Source organism: Pseudomonas sp. JC1203 (assembly GCF_056175065.1).
In genome coordinates this window covers 189,595-206,834 of the sequence record NZ_JBWCAM010000011.1, presented here as the reverse complement: position 1 = coordinate 206,834, position 17,240 = coordinate 189,595, and the positions used below count along the sequence as shown (strand labels likewise).

The following is a 17,240-nucleotide window of genomic DNA, read 5'->3' as shown; positions in this document are numbered from 1 at the left end:
ACCTACGGAGCCCCCCATGAAACGTCCCTTGCTCAACTGCGATATCGGCGAAAGCTTTGGCGCCTGGTCCATGGGCCTGGACGCCGAGGTGATGCCGCTGATCGACTGCGCCAACATCGCCTGCGGCTTCCATGCCGGTGATCCGGGCACCATGCGCCGTACCGTGGCCCTGGCGGTGAGCCATCAGGTGCGCATCGGCGCCCACCCGGCGTACCCCGACCTGGTCGGCTTTGGCCGCCGCAGCATGGCCTGCTCGGCGCAGGAGGTCGAGGACCTGGTGCTCTACCAGATCGGCGCCCTGGACGCCATGTGCCGCGCCGAGGGCAGCCGCGTGCAATACGTCAAGCCCCATGGCGCGCTGTACAACGACATGATGGCCGACCCGGTGCGCCTGGGCGCGGTAATGCGCGCCGTGCACGCCTACGACCCGCACCTGCCGCTGATGCTGATGGCCACCGCCGACACTGGCGCCAGCCAGGCGCTGGCGGGCGAGCTGGGCCTGCAATTGTGGTTCGAGGCTTTCGCCGACCGCGCCTACGAGCCCGACGGCCAACTGGTCAGCCGGCGCCTGCCCGGTGCGGTGCACCACGACCCGGCGCAGGTGGTGGCCCAGGCGCTGGGCCTGGCCCGCGGCGAACCGCTGACCACCCGTGACGGCAGCGCTCTGCGCCTGCACGTCGACACCCTGTGCGTGCACGGCGACAACCCGGCGTCGGTGGCGGCGGTGCGGCAGATCCGCCAGGCACTGGATGGCCTGCCGGCATGAAGGCGCGCATCGAAGTCGCGGCCATCGATTGCCTGACCTTGCGCCTGTTCGAGGTGATCGACGAGGCCAACGTGCCCTGGTTGCTGGCGGCGGCCGAGCGCGTGCGGGCCACGTTCGCCGGCGCGCTGGTGGAGCTGGTGCCGTCCTATACCACGCTGATGCTGCAGTATGACCTGGCCCAGCTGGACGACGCCCAGGCGCGGGCGCTGTGCGAGCAGGCCCTGGCCGGGCTTGAGCCCGCCGCTGCGGACGGCGGTCGCGAGTTGGCCTTGCCGGTGTGGTACCACCCAAGCGTTGGCCCGGACCTGGCGGCGTTGGCGGGCCAGCGGGGGCTGCCCGTGGATGAAGTGATTGCCCTGCATACTGGCCGCACCTACTCGGTGTTCGCCCTGGGCTTTGCCCCGGGGTTCGGCTTCATGGGCCTGGTGGACCCGCGGCTGGCCAGCCCGCGCCTGGCCACGCCGCGCCAACGCGTGGCGGCTGGCAGCGTCGGTATTGCCGAACGGCAGACGGCGATCTACCCGGCAGTCTCGCCCGGTGGCTGGAACCTGGTGGGGCGTAGCCCGGCGCGCCTGTTTGATCCGGCATTGGAAGGCTTCAGCCTGCTGCGCCCCGGTGATCGGGTGCGCTTCGTGCCCGTGCAACGTGACGAATTCCTTCGCCTGGGTGGCGATGACACGCCCATGGAGGCACAGGCATGAACGCTTTAATCGTGGAAAAAACCGGCCCCCAGGCCAGCGTGCAGGATGGCGGGCGCTTCGGCGTGCGCCACCTGGGCCTGACCCAGGGCGGCGCCCTGGACTGGCTGGCGCAGCATTGGGCCAACTGGATGCTGGGCAACCGCCTGGACGCCGCCGTGGTGGAGGTGACCCTGGGCGGCCTGCAGCTGCGCTGCGAGGGTGAGGGCTGGCTGGCCCTGGCCGGTGCGGACCTGGGCGCCACCCTGGACGGCCAGTTGCTGGACGTGTGGCGGCCGTTCAAGGTGCGCGCCGGGCAGCAGCTGTGCTTCGCCAGCCCCCGGCTGGGGGTGCGTGCCTACCTGGCGGTGCCGGGCGGGGTGCAGGCGCCGTTGCTGGCCGGCAGTTGCGCCACCGTGGCCCGCGAAGGGCTCGGTGGCCTGGATGGCCGGGGCAGTGGCCTCAAGGCCGATGACCGCCTGGCGTGGGCGGGCGAAGCCTGCCTGGTGCGTGCCGTGCCGCCGGCGCTGATCCCCGACCTGCACGCCCCGGCGCAACTGGAGCTGATACTGGGGGCGCAAGCCAGCGGCTTCAGTGGCCAGAGCCTGTTCGATGCCTTCAACCAGGCCTGGACCTTGGACACCCGCAGCGACCGCATGGGGCTGCGCCTCACCGGCACGGCGCTGCGCTACGACGGCCCGGGGCTGGTGTCCGAAGGCATTCCGCTGGGGGCCGTGCAGGTGCCGCCCGATGGCCAGCCGATCATTCTGCTGAACGACCGCCAGACCATTGGTGGCTACCCACGGCTGGGGGCGCTGAGCCCGTTGGCGCTGGCGCGCCTGGCGCAATGTTTGCCGGGGGACACGGTGCATGTGTGGCCGCAGGTTGCGTACGCCGCGCAGCAGCGGCATCAACGGCTGATTCGCGACCTGGGTTGACGGGCGCCGCCGGACATTGACCATGTTTTATCGCTGCTTTTCGAGAAAATCAAAACAGCAATGACGGTGACCCCTATAGGCAGGGCAGAAAGCAGCAGCAGGTCGGCGGTGGGCCATTGCAGCGTCAACAGGCTGCCGCCGAGGATCGGGCCCATGATGCCGCCCAGTCTGCCCAGCCCCAGTGCCCAGCCCAGGCCGGTGGAGCGCAACGCAGTAGGGTAATAGGTCGAGGCCATCGTGTTGAGCAGGGCCTGGCCACCCATAACCCCGAAGCCGGCCACGGCAATGAACAGGTAGGCCACGTGTATGCCGCTGTAGTAGCGGCTGAAGAGCACAATCGCCACGCCTGCTACAGCGAAGGTGGGCAAGAGCACCGCGACATAGCCTTTGCGGTCCACGCACCATCCCAGCAACCAGGTGCCGCCAAGCCCTCCAAGCCATAACATTGCGCCTGCCAGCACCGACTCGGAGGCAGTGTGCCCGGCGTCGCTCATCAGCACCGGAATCCACGATGCCAGAAAGTACACGCACAGCATGTTCATGAAATTCATCAGCCAGAGCAGCACCGTCCCACGAGCATGTTCGGCAGCGAACAAGCCTTTTACCGAAAGGCCGGATTGCCTGGGCGGGCTGGTGATGAACGTGCTGACTTCAGTGATGACCAGTGCCGGGGCGATTCGTGACAGCGTGCGGGCCACACGCAACGGCGATTTGCCCGTCGCGGTCAGCCACTGCAACGACTCCGGCATGAGCGCGAACATGGCAATGGCCAACACCAACGGTGCGAGTGCGCCGGCGTAGAACACGCTATGCCAGCCATGGAGCGGGATCAGCCAGGCGGCGATCAGCCCACCGACGATACCGCCGCACACCATGCCCGAAGACACCAGCATCAGGAGGGTGACCTTGTGGCGGTTGGGCGCGAACTCGGTCGACATCGCGATGGCGTTGGGCACGATCGCACCCATGGCCAAGCCACTCAGCAGGCGCATGAGCATCAGGCCGGTTATCGACTCCACATACGATGTTGCGTACATCGTCAGCGCCAGCATGAGATGAGCGGCGACCAGCACGGGGCGCCGACCGATTGCGTCGGCGATGGGGCCAAACAACAGTGAGCCCATTAGCATGCCCACCAGGCTGGCGCCGAAAACCGGCCCCAGGCTGGCCTTGGCAATGCCCCATTGACTGATGATTTCGGGTGCGACGTACGACATTGACTGAATGTCGAAGCCATCGATGGTCATGCATGCAAAGCACATGAGCAGAACCAGCATCTGATAGGGGCCTAGGCGGCTGTTGGCTACCACTTGGGTAACGTCGATCTGGGTGGTCATGGGTATCGTCTCTTTTATTAGGTTTATTATCGAGCAACACGAAAGCCGAGGTACCCAGGCGCGGAGCCGCGCCTGGTATTGATTGCCTTGCTTGCAAACGAACCAACCTGCCTCCGATCAGGGCGCGGAATGGTCGTCGGCGGTACTGAAGGTGATGTGTTTTATCTCCAGGAAGTCGTCGATGCCGGAGCTGCCATTGAGGCGCCCCATGCCTGATTTCTTGTAACCGCCTTCCTCGAACTCATCGTGGACCTGCGCCCAGTCGTTCAGCCACACGGTGCCTGCTTCCATGCGCCCTGCAACACGGAAAGCCCGTGCTGTGTCGCGGGTCCAGATGGCCGCTGCCAGGCCGAACTCGCTGTCATTGGCCAACGCGATGCCTTCTTCTTCTGTTTCGAAGGTCTGCACGGTCATCACCGGGCCGAAGGTTTCCTGCTGAACGATGCTCAGGGAACCATCACTGACCCTGAGCAGAGTAGGGCGGTAGAACGCACCGCTGGCCAATGGCCCCTCTACCACCGGCCCACCGCGCAACACCACCTGCGCGCCGTCCCTGATGGCCTGCTCGACCACTCGGTCTACACGGGCGACGTTGGCCTTGTCGATCATGGGGCCCATCTGGCTCTGCAGATCGGCGGCGGGGCCCAGGCGTAGTTCGCTGAAGCGCTGCTTGATGCCTTCCACCACGCGTTCAGCAAGGTCTGTGTGCACGATGACGCGCGAGCCTGCCATGCAGAACTGGCCGGCGAAAACCGTGACGGATGCCGCCACGGTTGGAATCAGCCGCTGCAGGTCGGCGTCGGCGAAAATCAGGTGAGGCGTCTTGCCGCCCAGTTCCAGGCTGCAACGCTTGAGGTGGTGCCCGGCCTGCGACGCGATCATGGCGCCCACCTGGGTTGATCCGGTGTAGCTGAGCACCGGCACATCAGGCGATGCCACCAGCAACTTCGCCCCTTCGCCTGCGGATTCGGTGAAGAAGTTGACGATGCCCTTTGGCAGCTCGGGCACCTGCGCAAAAATGCTGGCTACCAGGGCGTTGAGGACGGCGGTTTGTGCGGGCATTTTCACCACGACCGCGTTGCCCGCTGCCAGAGCCGGTGCGACCGAGCGAATCATCAGCACCACTGGCGAATTCCACGGCACGATCACCCCAACCACGCCCACCGGCTCACGGACGATCATCGACAGGGAACCAGAGCGTGCGCTACCGCTTTCGCCTTTGAGTGACCGGGCCAGTGCGCCGTTGTAGCGCAGCTTGGGCGCCAGCATGGTGATTTCGAACAGCGCTTCTTCGCGAATCTTGCCGTTTTCCAGGCACAGGGCCGCGACCAGTGTTTCGGTGTGGTGCTCGAAGCAGGCGGCCAGCTTCTCCAGCACGTCGGCGCGCAGGTTTTTATCCTCGCGCCAGCGGTTGTGGGTAAAGGCTGTCGCGGCCGCCTGAATGGCCAACTGGGCTTCAGCGGCGCCGCCGTCGGCGAAATGACCGATGACGTTGCCGGTTGCCGGATCGATGGATTCCCCCACGGTCTGCGAGCCTACCCACTCACCGTTGATCCAGTGTCTTGCCAATTGCGCGTGCATTATTGTTCTCCTGCCAGTGACGATGATCTGCAGTGCTGCGGTGGGTCTTGCCGGGCTTACTTGCCCAGCTTGAACAGCCGGGCTGCGTTGCTGCGGCCGATTTTCACGCGGTCGTTGTCGCTGATCGACGCGCTATCGAGCCAATCAGAGGCGTGGTCGATGTTTTCGAAGGGCCAGTCGGCGGAGAACAGCAGGCGGTCGGAACCAATTTCCAGCATCGCATCGATCAGGGTCTGGTCATGGAAGTTGCCGGAGGTCGTCAGGTAGAAGTTCTGGTGGAAGTACTCGGCGATCTTGCGCTTGGCCGGGTAGTTGGCCGGGATGTTCATCCAGCCGTTGCGGTTATCGACACGCCACATGCTGTAGGGCAGGCCTTCGCCCATGTGCCCCAGAATGATTTTAAGCTTCGGGAAGTCGTCGAACAGGCCGGAGCCCATCAGGCGCAATGCGTGCACGGCGGTTTCCTGGCCGAAGGCCCAGGTGGGGCCCAGTAACCAGGGGTGCCCGTCGTAGATAGGGGCGTGGGCCGGCAGCGGGTTGCGGGGGTGCAGGTAGAACGGTACATCCAGCTCTTCCACCTTGCGCCAGAATGGACGGTACTGTGGCAAGTCGTAATAGCGCACGGTATTGGCGTCGCCGACCTGGGAAAAACCATTGACCAGGGCACCTACAAAGCCCAGTTCGTTGACGCAGCGCTCCAGCTCCAGCGCGGCCAGTTCCGGGTCTTGCATTGGCAGCGCAGCGAAGCCTTTGAAACGGGTCGGGTTCTGGGCGATCTGTTCGGCGAGATAATCGTTGGAACGGCGCGCCAGGTCGTTGGCCTCCTGGATATCGGGCACGGCCTGTACGGCTGGGGCGTTGAGCGAGAGGATCATCAGTGCAATGCCATGACGGTCCATTTCCGCGATGCGCCGCTGCTGAATGTCCAACAGCCGGGCCTTGAGTTCCGGCCCTACGGCATCCGGCATCTGGCCCAGGGAGTCGTGCAACGTTTCCTCGGTGGCAAAATGTTCTTCGAGGGCGATTTTTCCGGTGACTTTAAACATGATGGGCTCTATGGGTTGTTATTGTGGGTGTGAGCGCGGGTGTGCAGGCGATCAATATTGGCCCTTGGGCTCCAGCCCCAGTGCCAGCTGGCCATACATGGTGCCGACGGCATCCCAGTTCATGCTGATGTGCCGTGACACGGCATTCACATCGCGCCAGGCGCGTTGAACCGGGTGGGAGGTGTCCAGGCCTTGACCGCCGGTGGCGGCGTTCAAGGCTTCGGTGGCGCGGACGGCCAGTGCCACGGAGAACGCCTGGCCAAGCCGGCTTTCGATACGTTCACTGGCTGACAGGGTTTGCCCGCTTTCAATGGTTGCCTGCCGTTCCTTGAGGTCTGCGATCAGCGTGCGGTGGGCGGCCGTGCAACTGGCCTGGGCATCGGCGACCCGCAACTGCACGGTGGCGAACTCGGCCATGCGGTTTTGCCCGCCGGCTACCGCGCCGCGGGTAACCCGGGTGGCCGTGCGCTCCAGGTAGTCCTGCAGCGCACCCTTGGCCGCCCCGATGGCCACGGAGGCCAGGCAAGAGGGGATGTTGCACAGCATTGGCATCCTGAACGCAGGATTGCCGGCGTAAACGCCGGCACCCGGGCCTGCGCCGTTGCTGGCCTCGGCAAAGGTCAGCACCCGATGCGCAGGGACAAAGACATTGCTCATTACCAGTGTGTTACTGCCCGTGCCGGCCAGCCCCACGACATTCCAGGTGTCCTCGATGACGTAGTCCTTGGCTGGCACGAGCAGGAAGGCAGGCCCCGCAGCACGTTTTTCGTCGGCAGGCAGGATGGCGGCACACATCGCCCACTGGGCACAGGCGCTACCGCTGGCAAAGCTCCAGCGCCCGCTGATGGTGTAACCGTGCGTGGCGCTTTCTGCCTTGCAGGCCGGGGCGTAGGAACCGCATACCAGGGCGTCGGGGTTGTCATCCCAGACATCTTTCTGTGCCTGCTCGCTAAACGTGCCCAGCAGCCATTGATGGGCAGCGAGCAGGCCGGCTACCCACGCCGTCGATGCACAGCCTTTGGCCAGGCCGATGTTCAACTCCACCAGCGCTGAAAAGTCGAACTCGTAACCACCAAATGCCTTGGGCTTGACCACGTTGAAGAAGCCGATGTCGCGCAACGCCTCGATGTTCTGCATCGAGACCCTGCGGTCTGCTTCAATCTGGCCGGCCCGCGCGGCGAGCGCCGGGCACAGTTCGCTGATGCGCGCCTGCAATTCGCCGAGTAGCGGGCGATGAGACACAGGCAGGGAGGTGCGCTGGGTTGGAATTTCGATGGTGTTCATGCTTGCTCCCGAAAGGGGCTGGGGAGACGACGCGAAGCCGGTATAAAACCGTATCGCCCGTCCGCTGTTGAAAGGGGCTCAACCGAATGTCGCGTTCCGGTACAGCAGGGGCTTGACGTCGTCTTCGAGGAAAACGTCCACGACAGTGCCGACGAAAATGGTGTGGGTGGCATAGGGGATGGCCGCTGCTTTTCGGCAGACGATGACGGACTGGGCATCACGCAGGTACGGAAGACCGTCGTGGCAATTGCGCCAGTACTTGTCGGTAAAGCGCTCTTGCGCAGGCACGCCGCCGCTGAAGGCGCTGCACAGGTCCGCCTGGTCGTGACGCAGCACGTTGACGCAGAACTCGCGGCCCGAATGCAGGATGTCATTGAGCAGCGTTGACTGGTTCACGCAGATGATCATCGACGGCGGGGACATGGACAGCGAACTGACAGCCGTCATGGTCATGCCATGGCGCCGCGAAGCATCGGCGGCGGTCACGATGGTGACGCTGGCGGCGTAGCGACGCATGGCGCTGCGAAACGACTGTTCAACGGTGGGTGATGCAACGGCGGCTTCCATGGTGACTCCTTATTGTTATCAGGAAGATCTGTTGCGATAACAATATTTGCAAATGCAAATGTTGTCAAAGAAATAGTTTCCGCTTTTTTTGGTATAGTGAGCCCGTCATTCAAGAGGCCTTGTGCAGTGTTCAAACTGACCGATTCGTATCCTTTTCTGCTCAACCGTGTCGGCGTGCGATTCGGTGAGCTGTTTTCCCGGCGTATCGCCGGTTATGGCGTCACGGTGCCGATGTACCGCGTGATGAGCGCTTTGCGGGAGGCGCAGTACCAGCGACTCAATGACCTGGCGGGCATGACCAGCATCGAAATCTCGACGCTCTCGCGACTGGTCGGCGCCATGGAAAAGCTGGAGCTGGTGTCACGCAGCCGCGTCGAGAACAACGCCCGCAGCGTTGAAATCAACCTGACGGCGAAGGGGGAAGCGTTGATCGATGAACTCATGCCAATGGCCAAGCATTTCGAGGATGTCGCGATTGCCCACCTGCCTCGGGAAAAGCGCGAGTTGTTGAAGGAAATACTGATCGACATCTATGATCGGCTGGACGTGATAGAGCCTTGATGCAAGCCTTGCAAAGGTGATGGCGCGGGTCAGGCCTTCGCTTTCAGCGCGATATCCAGGTAGGCCCTCACCGCGCCGGTGGTTTCTGCGCTGCGGCTGAGCAGAAACAGGTGGGCCGTGAGGTCCCGTGACTTGACCTTCTTGTACACCAGGCCGGGAATCTGTACCTGCGTCAGTGGCTCGGGTACCAGTGCAACGCCCAGGCCCGACGCAGCCAATGCCAGGACGGTCAGCGTGCTGGCCGCACGATAGGCAATGTAGGGGCTGCAGCCCATGGATTTTTCCAAGGCAGGTTCCAGGGTTTTGTAGCGTTCGTCTGCCGTGTAGAGAATGATCGGGTGATCGATCAGTGAAGCGGGAATCAGGTGGGCCTGGCCTGCAAGGATGTGGTCACTGCGCATTGCCGCTATCACCGGCCACTCGCCGATGCAGGTACGTCGCAGCATGGAGTCGCGGCTCAAGCTGTGCCCTGAGGTATACCCGACATCGATGCGGCCGGACAAAATCGCGGCGCCTTGCAACAACGGCGGCATTTCCTGCAGCTGCAACTCCACATCGGCATGTTCCAGGTGGAAGGCGTTGACATCGTCCATCAAGCGGCCGCTGAACACTGCGTTTCCAGCGAAACCCACCCGGACGATGCCAGAGCCACCGTTCAACGAACGCTTGACCGCGCGTCGCGCATGGTCCGCCTGATCGACCGTATGCTGCGCCTCGCGCCGCAGCACTTCGCCCGCCTGGGTCAGTGCGACCTTCCGGGTGGTGCGGATAAACAACGGGCCTCCCAGTTCATCTTCCAGCGCCTTGATTTGCACGCTCAGTGCCGACTGGACGATATTCAGGCGTTCGGCCGCGCGACCGAAGTGGCCTTCCTCCGCCACGGCAAGAAAGTAACGCAGGTGGCGCAGCTCCATCGAAAGCCCTCATTGAACGATCGGCGACGGCACGGCTTTTCGCCGCGCCGTGCCTCAGCCATCTAGAAGTAGAACAGTGCCTCTACGGTACCGGTCAATTGATTGCGGGCGTCGCCGTTGCCGAACGGACGATCATGTTCTTTTGCCTCGAATGTGTCGTAACGCAGCTCGGGGCGCAATGCCAGGTACTTATTGACGTCGTAGCGAAGGCCGGTAGTGATTGCATCGTAAGCACCACGGGCGGTGGAAGCGGGAAACTGGATGAAGCCGTCTTTATCATCGAAGTGTTCAAGGCGGGTCGAGAACGACAGGTTCTTCTGCAGCTGATAAGTCACCACCGCGTTGGCGCCCCACCAACTGGCGCCGTTGAAACCCGGGCCGGTAATCACGTCAACCGTGTCCGGCTTGCCGTCGCCATCCTGGCGTCCATACAGCACCTCAGCGCCCATGGACCAGTGCTGGTCGAAAGTGTGCCAGCCGTTCAAGGAGTGCATCTGTTTGAACTGACCGTCCGGGGAAGTGACGCGCCCCTTGGGTGTCTGGACATCGCTGAAGCTGTCGTTCTGTGAATCCCCGAGCAGGAACTCATAGTCGATCCAGGTGTTCATGTCCGCGGTTCGCCAACGCACTGCCCCCAGTAGCGATTTCTCGTCGTTGTTGTCACGCACGTTCGCCTGGCCCTGAACGACGCCCAACTCCACCCCCAGCAACATGTCCCTGTTATTGATCAGGCGTGTGCCCACCAGCACGCCTGCCAGTGGGCCGCCTTCAGCGATCAAGGCGTAGGAGTGGGAGGCGAACGGGTTGCGGGCCAGCCGCAAATTGGAAGGTATCTCGTAACCAATGCCTCCGCCGAAAATGCCTGCCATTACCGTCACCCCACCTGCGACTGGCAGGTAGGCGGTTGCCGCAAGGTTCGGCGTGGACAGGAAGTTCTGCCGGTCACGTGTGGCTTTGGCGGCATCCTTGTCACCGGGTGAATTGATGCCCCAGTGATAATCCCAGCCATACAGGCGGGAGTTTTGCGCGTTGCGTCCGTACAGCGTTTCCATGGTGAAGCCGAAGGACGCTTCGGTAGGTGCCGGCCCTGGCAATGGCGTCAACCGTAGGAATTCGGTGGTCTTTATCGCCTTGTCGGCGAACAGGTGTAGCCCTTCCATCTCGAAACCTTCGTCGGCAAAGCCTGTGAGCGGCGAGTTGGTAAGCCCCGATTGCCGATCCTTGCTTGACGAGTTGTTGTTCAGCGAAGCGCCGACGTCCAGCAGCCCGGAAACGATAATTCCATAATCCTTTTCGAGCGTGTCCCCGAACATGCTGCGAACCGCCGTGCCTTCAGGTGGGGATTGAGCGGCGTCGGCGGCCATGCAACCGGTTGAAACCAGCGCAGCAAACAGCGCACCAGACGTTTTGACGTTGATGGGGTTCATGTCTCGTTCACTCTTATTATTGTGATGGTGGCGAAGCGTTGAGGTGCGTTGCTAGCCTCGGGGATCCCCGGAACAATATCCAATGCATTAATAGCAACGATTAATCGTTTTCAGAGATGAATGGCGCCCGTTGTTCGAGCACGGCAACCGCGTGGTGTGCGCAACGTCATGGGCCGCATCGGTGGCCCCAACGTGGGCGCCGCCGGCTGCAATCGACAGTCAGCCAAACTGGACAGAAGGGGGCGTTCAACTACGATCACTGAGTCATTAGCGTTGATCACGTCTGCAACCCTTGGCCCGCGGACTGGAGAAAATACGAACATGAACACTCCCGCTACAGAGTCAGGTCTGAAAACGTTTACCGTGATTGTCGCCGCCCTGATCGGGTTGGTCCTGCTGGCCGGTGGGGTATGGCTGATAGCCCTGGGCGGCTCCTTCTACTACGTGATCGCAGGCCTGGCGCTGCTGGTGTTCGCGCTGCTGCTGCGGCGGCGCTCCAGCGCGGCGCCGTGGCTGTACGGCGCGCTGATGCTGGTGACCACCGTGTGGGGCCTGTGGGAGGCCGGCTCGGACTTCTGGGCACTGGTGCCGCGCCTGGATATCCTCGGGGTGCTGGGCATCTGGCTGCTGGTGCCTGCCGTAACCCGGGGGTTTGGTGTCGACCTCAAGGCCGGCAGGACATTCCTGGTGGTAACACTGGCCTTTGCGATTGCCGTGCTGGTGTACTCGATCTTCAACGACCCGCAGGAAATCAACGGCACCCTTGCCGCCACCCAGCCGGCAGAAGCCCAGGCCATCGACGGTGTGGCGCCGGGCGATTGGCCGGCTTACGGCAGGACCCAGGCAGGCACCCGCTACTCGCCGCTGAGCCAGATCAATGAGAAAAACGTGGCGAAGCTGGAAGTGGCGTGGACCTTCCGCAGCGGCGAAAGCAAGACGGCGAACGACTCGGGCGAGACCACCAACGAGCTCACGCCGATCAAGATCGGCGACAACATGTTCATCTGCACCACCCACCAGATCCTGGTCGCGCTGGATCCTGCGACCGGCAAGGAAAAGTGGCGCTTCGATCCCAAGCTGCAGGCTGACCCCTCGTTCCAGCACCTGACCTGCCGCGGGGTGGCTTACTACGACAGCGCCAACACTGCCGAATTCGCCACCAGCCTCGCCAGCGCCGCGCCGGTCCAAAGCGAATGCCCGCGCAAAGTGTTCCTGCCGGTCAACGATGGCCGCCTGTTCGCCATCAATGCCGACACTGGCAAGGCCTGCACTGACTTCGCCAACAAGGGCGAGCTGGACCTCAAACACATGCACCCCTACACCTACCCGGGTGGCCTGGAGCCTACTTCGCCGCCGGTGGTCACCGGCACCACGGTGGTGATCGGCGGCTCGGTGACGGACAACCTGTCCATTCATGAGCCTTCGGGTGCCCTGCGCGGCTACGACGTCAATACCGGTGCGCTGCGCTGGGTGTTCGATACCGGCGCGGAAAACCCCAATGCCGTGCCGGGCGACGGCCACACCCTGGTGAACAACTCACCCAACGCCTGGGCGCCGCTGGCGTACGACGCCAAGACCGACGTGGTCTACATCCCTACGGGTAACCCGACGCCGGACATCTGGGGCGGCAACCGCACCCCGGTCATGGAGCGGTACGCCAGTTCGGTGGTTGCGTTGAACGCCTCCACGGGCAAGCTGGTGTGGAGCTTCCAGACCACCCACCATGACCTCTGGGACATGGACGTACCTTCCCAGCCAACCCTGGCTGACGTGAAGGTCGGTTCAGGCGAAGCAGTACCCGCCGTCTACGTGCCGACCAAGGCCGGCAACCTGTTCGTGCTCGACCGTCGTGATGGCAAGCCCATCGTGCCGGTCACCGAAGTGCCGGTGCCCTCGACCGATGCGGCGCCCGGTGACCGTGCCAGCCCCACCCAGCCTCGCTCGGCGCTGAACCTGACATCGGTGCAGACGCTGACCGACAAGAACATGTGGGGCGCCACTATGTTCGACCAGCTGATGTGCCGGGTGATCTTCAAGCGCCTGTCCTACGCGGGCCAGTACACGCCGCCGTCGGAGAAGGGCACTTTGGTGTTCCCGGGCAACCTGGGCGTGTTCGAATGGGGTGGCATCTCGGTCAACCCGGACCGCCAAGTGGCGCTGATGAACCCGATGGCCTTGCCGTTCGTGTCCAAGCTGATCCCTCGCGGCCCCAACAACCCGCTGTGGCCTAAAGATGGCGAAAACGGTGGCAGTTCGGGCACCGAGATGGGTATCCAACCGCAGTATGGCGTGCCCTTCGGCGTGGAAATCAATGCGTTTCTGTCGCCACTGGGCTTGCCGTGCAAGGCGCCTGCCTGGGGCTATGTGGCCGGGGTGGACCTGAAGACCCACCAGGTGGCATGGCGCAAACGGATCGGCACGGTGCGCGACAGCTTGCCCGGCATTCAATTGCCACCGCTCAAGATCGGCGTGCCGATGCTGGGCGGGCCTATCTCGACCGCAGGTAACCTGATGTTCATCGCCGGCACCCAGGACAACTACCTGCGCGCCTACAACGTCACCAATGGCGACCTGGTGTGGGAAGCGCGCTTGCCGGCCGGCGGCCAGGCCACACCGATGACCTATGAGGCCAATGGCAAGCAATACGTGGTGATCATGGCCGGCGGCCACGGGTCGTTCGGTACCAAAATGGGCGACTACCTGATTGCCTATGCGTTGCCTTCCAGCCAATAGCAGCGCCGGGTACTGACGCTGCAACCATGCACCTGGGGGGCCCTGACGAGGCCCCCCAGGTGCATTCAGCTAGCGGTTACGGCGTACTGCCCGGTGCACCACCTCCCGACCCCGCTCCCGGCGGCACCTGCGGCGCATCCGAGACGGTTTGCGTGAACAGCACGTCGTCCGTCTGGTCCGGCCCCTGGCCGGTGGCGGTGTTGCGTACGGCGCGCTGCACTGCCCGCGGCAACGGGTTGCTGTCGCTGACCGACAGCTGCTGCCGGAACGGGCTCAGCACCCGGGTACGCAGGCGGATATCGTTGGAAGCGCCGCCCACGGCGATGTTGAACACATCCGAGTCCACCACCCAGGCATTGCGGTTGGGGTTGTAATAGGCGAGCGAGCGCCCATTGAGCTCGATGGTCACGCGTTGCGTTTGCCCAGGTTGCAGCGTCACTTTCTGGAAGCCCTTGAGCTCCTTGTCCGGCCGCGTCAGGCGTGGGTTACGCTGGCCAACGTACAGCTCTGCCACCTCGGCCCCGGCGCGCTGCCCGGTATTGGTGACGTTGAACGACACCTTGATGGGCGAGTTGCCGAATGCCACCGGCGGGTTGACCCGGATGTCCGAATAGCGGAACCGCGTGTACGACAACCCGTAGCCGAACGGGTAGAGCGGCGTGGTCCCCAGTTTTTCGTACCCACGGTAGCCCAGCAGCAGGTCACCGGCGTAGCTGATCTCGGTGAGCGTGCCGTTGTTGTCAAACGTCGGGAAGAAGTTGTACAGGGGGTTGTCCTGCAGATTGCGCTCCAGGCTGATGGGCAACTTGGCTGATGGGTTGACCTGCCCGAAGAGGATTTCCGCCAGTGCCTGGCCGCCGTTCTGGCCCGGGTAGAAGGCATGCAGCAGCCCAGCAACCTGGTCGACCCAGTCGTTGACCTTGAGCCCGGTGCCGCCATGCAGGGCGACGATGGTGTGCGGGTTCTTGCTGGCGATGTCCTGGATCAATTGCCCCTGGAACTCCGGCAATTCCCACATGTGGTCAAACCCTTCGCCCTCGTACTCGTTGCTGTTGCCCGCAGCCACCAGCACCGCGTCGTAGCTGCCTATGTCGCTGGGCGCTACCAGCGAGGCCCAGCTCAGCTGCACGCCGGTCAAGCCACCCAGGCTGGCGATATAGCCCGGCCGGCGCGAGTATTCCAGCACCACGGTGTGCGCCACGCCGGCATCCAGGTTGACCTTGGCGTACACCGGAATGGTCGGCGGTATCTGGTTGTCGGGCAGTGGTGTGCCGTCACCGTTGTTGAGGAGCGGCTCACCATCGACGGTCAGGCGCACCAGGCCATCGGCACGCACCTTGAATACATGCTCGCCACTGGTGGTGGGCGTGAAGCTGCCCGTCCAGCGAATCGAGGTATTGGCCGTGTCGCCGTTGGTGGGCAGGTTTTCGTCACTGTCCCAATTCAGATTGACGAAGGTGTCGGTGCGGGTCACCGCGGCGTCGCCGGTCCAGTTGGCATTGGTGAAGTATTCGGCGGTCAGGCCGGGCACTTCGCTGCCGCCCTCGGTATGCGTCCAAGTGGCGGCGGCGGGGTCCAGGGACAAGCCGTCAAGGAAGGTGACTTGCGCCTGCGGGGCCGCTTGCGCCAGGCCACTCGCCTCGCTGATGTAATTGAGCGGCGAGGAAAACGCGCTGCCGAAACCACTGGGCGGCGCATATTTGCCAAGTACCCCCACCACGGCGATTTTCTGTACGGTGGCGGCATTGAGCGGCAGGAAGTTACCCTGGTTCTTCAACAGCACAATCCCTTCACGCGCCGTATTAAGCGACGCCTGATTACTGGCCAGGCTATTGGTGTCATGAACAGTGGGCGGCACATAAGTGTCAAAGTCGTACAGGTAGATTTGCCGCAGAATACGCCGGACTTTGTCATTGATGGTGGCAACGGCCAACACATTGCTGTCCAGATAAGGCGTCAACACCGTGGCGTTCATCTGCAAGCCAAACAGCATGTCGATGTCCGTACCGGCCTGGGCGGCTTTCAACCCATCGATAATGGCACCGTAGTCAGTTTGCACGAACCCGGTGAAGCCCCATTGGTTTTTGAGTATCTCCCGTATCAGGTGCGAGTTTTCACACACGTGGTCGCCATTTACCTCTTGGAACGAGCACATCATCAACGCCACTTTGCCGTTCTTTGAAGCTGACTCAAACGGCGGCAGGGTGATTTCCCGCAACACGCGTTCGGGAATAGTTTCATTGAGGGTAAAGCGGTTGGTTTCCTGGTCATTGGCGGCATAGTGCTTGGCGTCGGCCCATATTCCCCGGGACTGGATGCCGTTGATGACCGCCGGCGCCATGCTGGCCCCGAGGAAGGGGTCTTCGCCGCTTACATACTCGAAGTTCCGCCCGCCATACGGCATGCGGTACATGTTCATGCCCGGGCCGGTAATGTAGTGGTAGCCGCCGCTCGCCGTGTCATAACCCAGGGCGCGGCCGAAATCCAGCGCCCGCTGCAGGTTGAACGAGGCTGCCAGGCTGGGGCCGCTGGGGTAGACCACGCCCTGGTCGTTGCCCTGGTTGGTGTAGCGCAGCCCAAGCCCGCCATCGGCGCCCAGGATCTGCGGCAGGTTGAAGCGAGGCAGGGGTTTGACGTCCCAGCCGCCGGTACCGCCGATATAGTCGAGTTTCTCCGCCAGGGTCATTTGATTGAGGGTTTGTTGTGCCAGCGCATTCGCCTGCTGCAAGGTGCGCGCCCACGCCTGTTGTGTGCACACTTGGGCGACGGCAAGGGCTAACAAGGTGAATGAAGTAGCGAGTGCGGGTAAGCCTGTTCTTCTCATTTTAATTACTCCCACCGGTAACCCTCCAGGGGAAGACCGGGCGTAATAAAGACAACGAGGGCGAACTTGTAAAGCGGTTGAAACAGAATCCAGATCGGCGTGCCGTTAATAGGCTGGCAGTTATGGCTATCATCTGCGCTGGGTGTTGGATCCGTTATGGCCGGCTTCGGTTTTATTCTCCGCCATCGAGATGGCAGCTCTACGCAATAACGAGTATTGAATGGGACTCCCGTTGCCGGCGAGTGTCAAACTTAAATGGCGGGACGGTTATTGTATTTTCGTATTAGCGGCTGGGCGGTGCGGGTATTTGGGTATTTAGGAAGTTGCTGGTGGCATTCATTAGTGAGCAGTTATTACGAGAATGGCAGGTGTTTTTTAGTTGTGTGGCTAACTAAGTTGCAACTCCATTCTCGCAATGTTTACACCGTCAGGTTTGGCAGGGTAGGGCATATCTGATGGTGTGCCGTTGGGGGAAGTGACCTGCTCCAGGAGGCTGCCTATTGCAAGGCCAGGAAATCGCGAATGTGATCGCTGCACTGTCTGCCACCGCTGCGCGCGAAGAAATCCCCAAGCAGGAACCGGCGG

The 17,240-nt window shown here is 62.8% G+C and carries 13 protein-coding genes; 5 read left to right on the top strand and 8 right to left on the bottom strand.

Features of this window, described 5'->3' with window-relative positions; genetic code table 11:
• The first annotated feature begins 16 nt into the window (after positions 1 to 16).
• Genes AC0SZ7_RS18060 through AC0SZ7_RS18050 form a run of 3 tightly spaced genes read left to right on the top strand, consistent with a single transcriptional unit; the run spans position 17 to position 2,381 of the window.
• The gene (locus tag AC0SZ7_RS18060) at positions 17 to 766 is read left to right on the top strand and encodes a 5-oxoprolinase subunit PxpA (RefSeq protein WP_475505657.1); all 750 of its coding nucleotides are present in this window, start codon (positions 17 to 19) and stop codon (positions 764 to 766) included.
• Positions 763 to 1,467, top strand: a complete 705-nt coding sequence (pxpB, locus tag AC0SZ7_RS18055; RefSeq protein ID WP_475505656.1) for a 5-oxoprolinase subunit PxpB — start codon at positions 763 to 765, stop codon at positions 1,465 to 1,467. Before AC0SZ7_RS18060 ends, pxpB begins: the two co-directional genes overlap by 4 nt.
• The gene (locus tag AC0SZ7_RS18050) at positions 1,464 to 2,381 is read left to right on the top strand and encodes a 5-oxoprolinase subunit C family protein (RefSeq protein WP_475505655.1); all 918 of its coding nucleotides are present in this window, start codon (positions 1,464 to 1,466) and stop codon (positions 2,379 to 2,381) included. The genes pxpB and AC0SZ7_RS18050 overlap by 4 nt, the downstream gene beginning before the upstream one ends.
• Here AC0SZ7_RS18050 and AC0SZ7_RS18045 read toward each other — a convergent pair.
• From AC0SZ7_RS18045 to AC0SZ7_RS18025, 5 genes are all read right to left on the bottom strand, one after another.
• The gene (locus AC0SZ7_RS18045) at positions 2,354 to 3,718 is read right to left on the bottom strand and encodes an MFS transporter (RefSeq protein ID WP_475505654.1); all 1,365 of its coding nucleotides are present in this window, start codon (positions 3,716 to 3,718) and stop codon (positions 2,354 to 2,356) included. The two genes, AC0SZ7_RS18050 and AC0SZ7_RS18045, sit on opposite strands and share 28 nt — an antisense overlap.
• Before the next feature lie 117 nt (positions 3,719 to 3,835).
• Positions 3,836 to 5,299 carry an aldehyde dehydrogenase family protein gene (locus tag AC0SZ7_RS18040; protein ID WP_475505653.1) on the bottom strand — a complete coding sequence of 488 codons (1,464 nt, stop codon included), beginning with the start codon at positions 5,297 to 5,299 and terminating at the stop codon, positions 3,836 to 3,838.
• A gap of 56 nt (positions 5,300 to 5,355) precedes the next feature.
• Positions 5,356 to 6,345 carry an amidohydrolase family protein gene (locus tag AC0SZ7_RS18035; RefSeq protein WP_475505652.1) on the bottom strand — a complete coding sequence of 330 codons (990 nt, stop codon included), beginning with the start codon at positions 6,343 to 6,345 and terminating at the stop codon, positions 5,356 to 5,358.
• 51 nt (positions 6,346 to 6,396) lie between these two features.
• On the bottom strand, positions 6,397 to 7,629 hold the full coding sequence (locus tag AC0SZ7_RS18030) for an acyl-CoA dehydrogenase family protein (protein WP_475505651.1): 1,233 nt from the start codon (positions 7,627 to 7,629) through the stop codon (positions 6,397 to 6,399).
• A 78-nt stretch (positions 7,630 to 7,707) separates the two neighbouring features.
• Positions 7,708 to 8,196 carry a flavin reductase family protein gene (locus AC0SZ7_RS18025; protein WP_475505650.1) on the bottom strand — a complete coding sequence of 163 codons (489 nt, stop codon included), beginning with the start codon at positions 8,194 to 8,196 and terminating at the stop codon, positions 7,708 to 7,710.
• 126 nt (positions 8,197 to 8,322) lie between these two features.
• On the opposite strand from AC0SZ7_RS18025, the gene AC0SZ7_RS18020 reads away from it, so the two are divergent.
• Positions 8,323 to 8,757 carry a MarR family winged helix-turn-helix transcriptional regulator gene (locus AC0SZ7_RS18020; RefSeq protein WP_475505649.1) on the top strand — a complete coding sequence of 145 codons (435 nt, stop codon included), beginning with the start codon at positions 8,323 to 8,325 and terminating at the stop codon, positions 8,755 to 8,757.
• Between the two features lie 29 nt (positions 8,758 to 8,786).
• Here the strand turns inward: AC0SZ7_RS18020 and AC0SZ7_RS18015 are convergent, their stop codons facing one another.
• A complete protein-coding gene (locus AC0SZ7_RS18015; RefSeq protein ID WP_475505648.1) occupies positions 8,787 to 9,671 on the bottom strand; it encodes a LysR substrate-binding domain-containing protein in 885 nt (294 codons plus the stop codon).
• Positions 9,672 to 9,733: 62 nt separating this feature from the next.
• Positions 9,734 to 11,098 (bottom strand): outer membrane beta-barrel protein, encoded by a 1,365-nt coding sequence (locus AC0SZ7_RS18010; protein ID WP_475505647.1) that lies wholly within the window; start codon positions 11,096 to 11,098, stop codon positions 9,734 to 9,736.
• Positions 11,099 to 11,419: 321 nt separating this feature from the next.
• Here AC0SZ7_RS18010 and AC0SZ7_RS18005 point away from each other — a divergent pair, with 321 nt between their 5' ends.
• Complete coding sequence (locus AC0SZ7_RS18005; protein WP_475505646.1) at positions 11,420 to 13,831, top strand: glucose/quinate/shikimate family membrane-bound PQQ-dependent dehydrogenase; 2,412 nt, start codon at positions 11,420 to 11,422, stop codon at positions 13,829 to 13,831.
• A gap of 76 nt (positions 13,832 to 13,907) precedes the next feature.
• On the opposite strand, the gene AC0SZ7_RS18000 is transcribed toward AC0SZ7_RS18005, so the two are convergent.
• Entirely contained in the window at positions 13,908 to 16,655 is a 2,748-nt protein-coding gene (locus AC0SZ7_RS18000) for a beta-glucosidase (protein ID WP_475505645.1), read from the bottom strand.
• Positions 16,656 to 17,240: the final 585 nt, after the last annotated feature.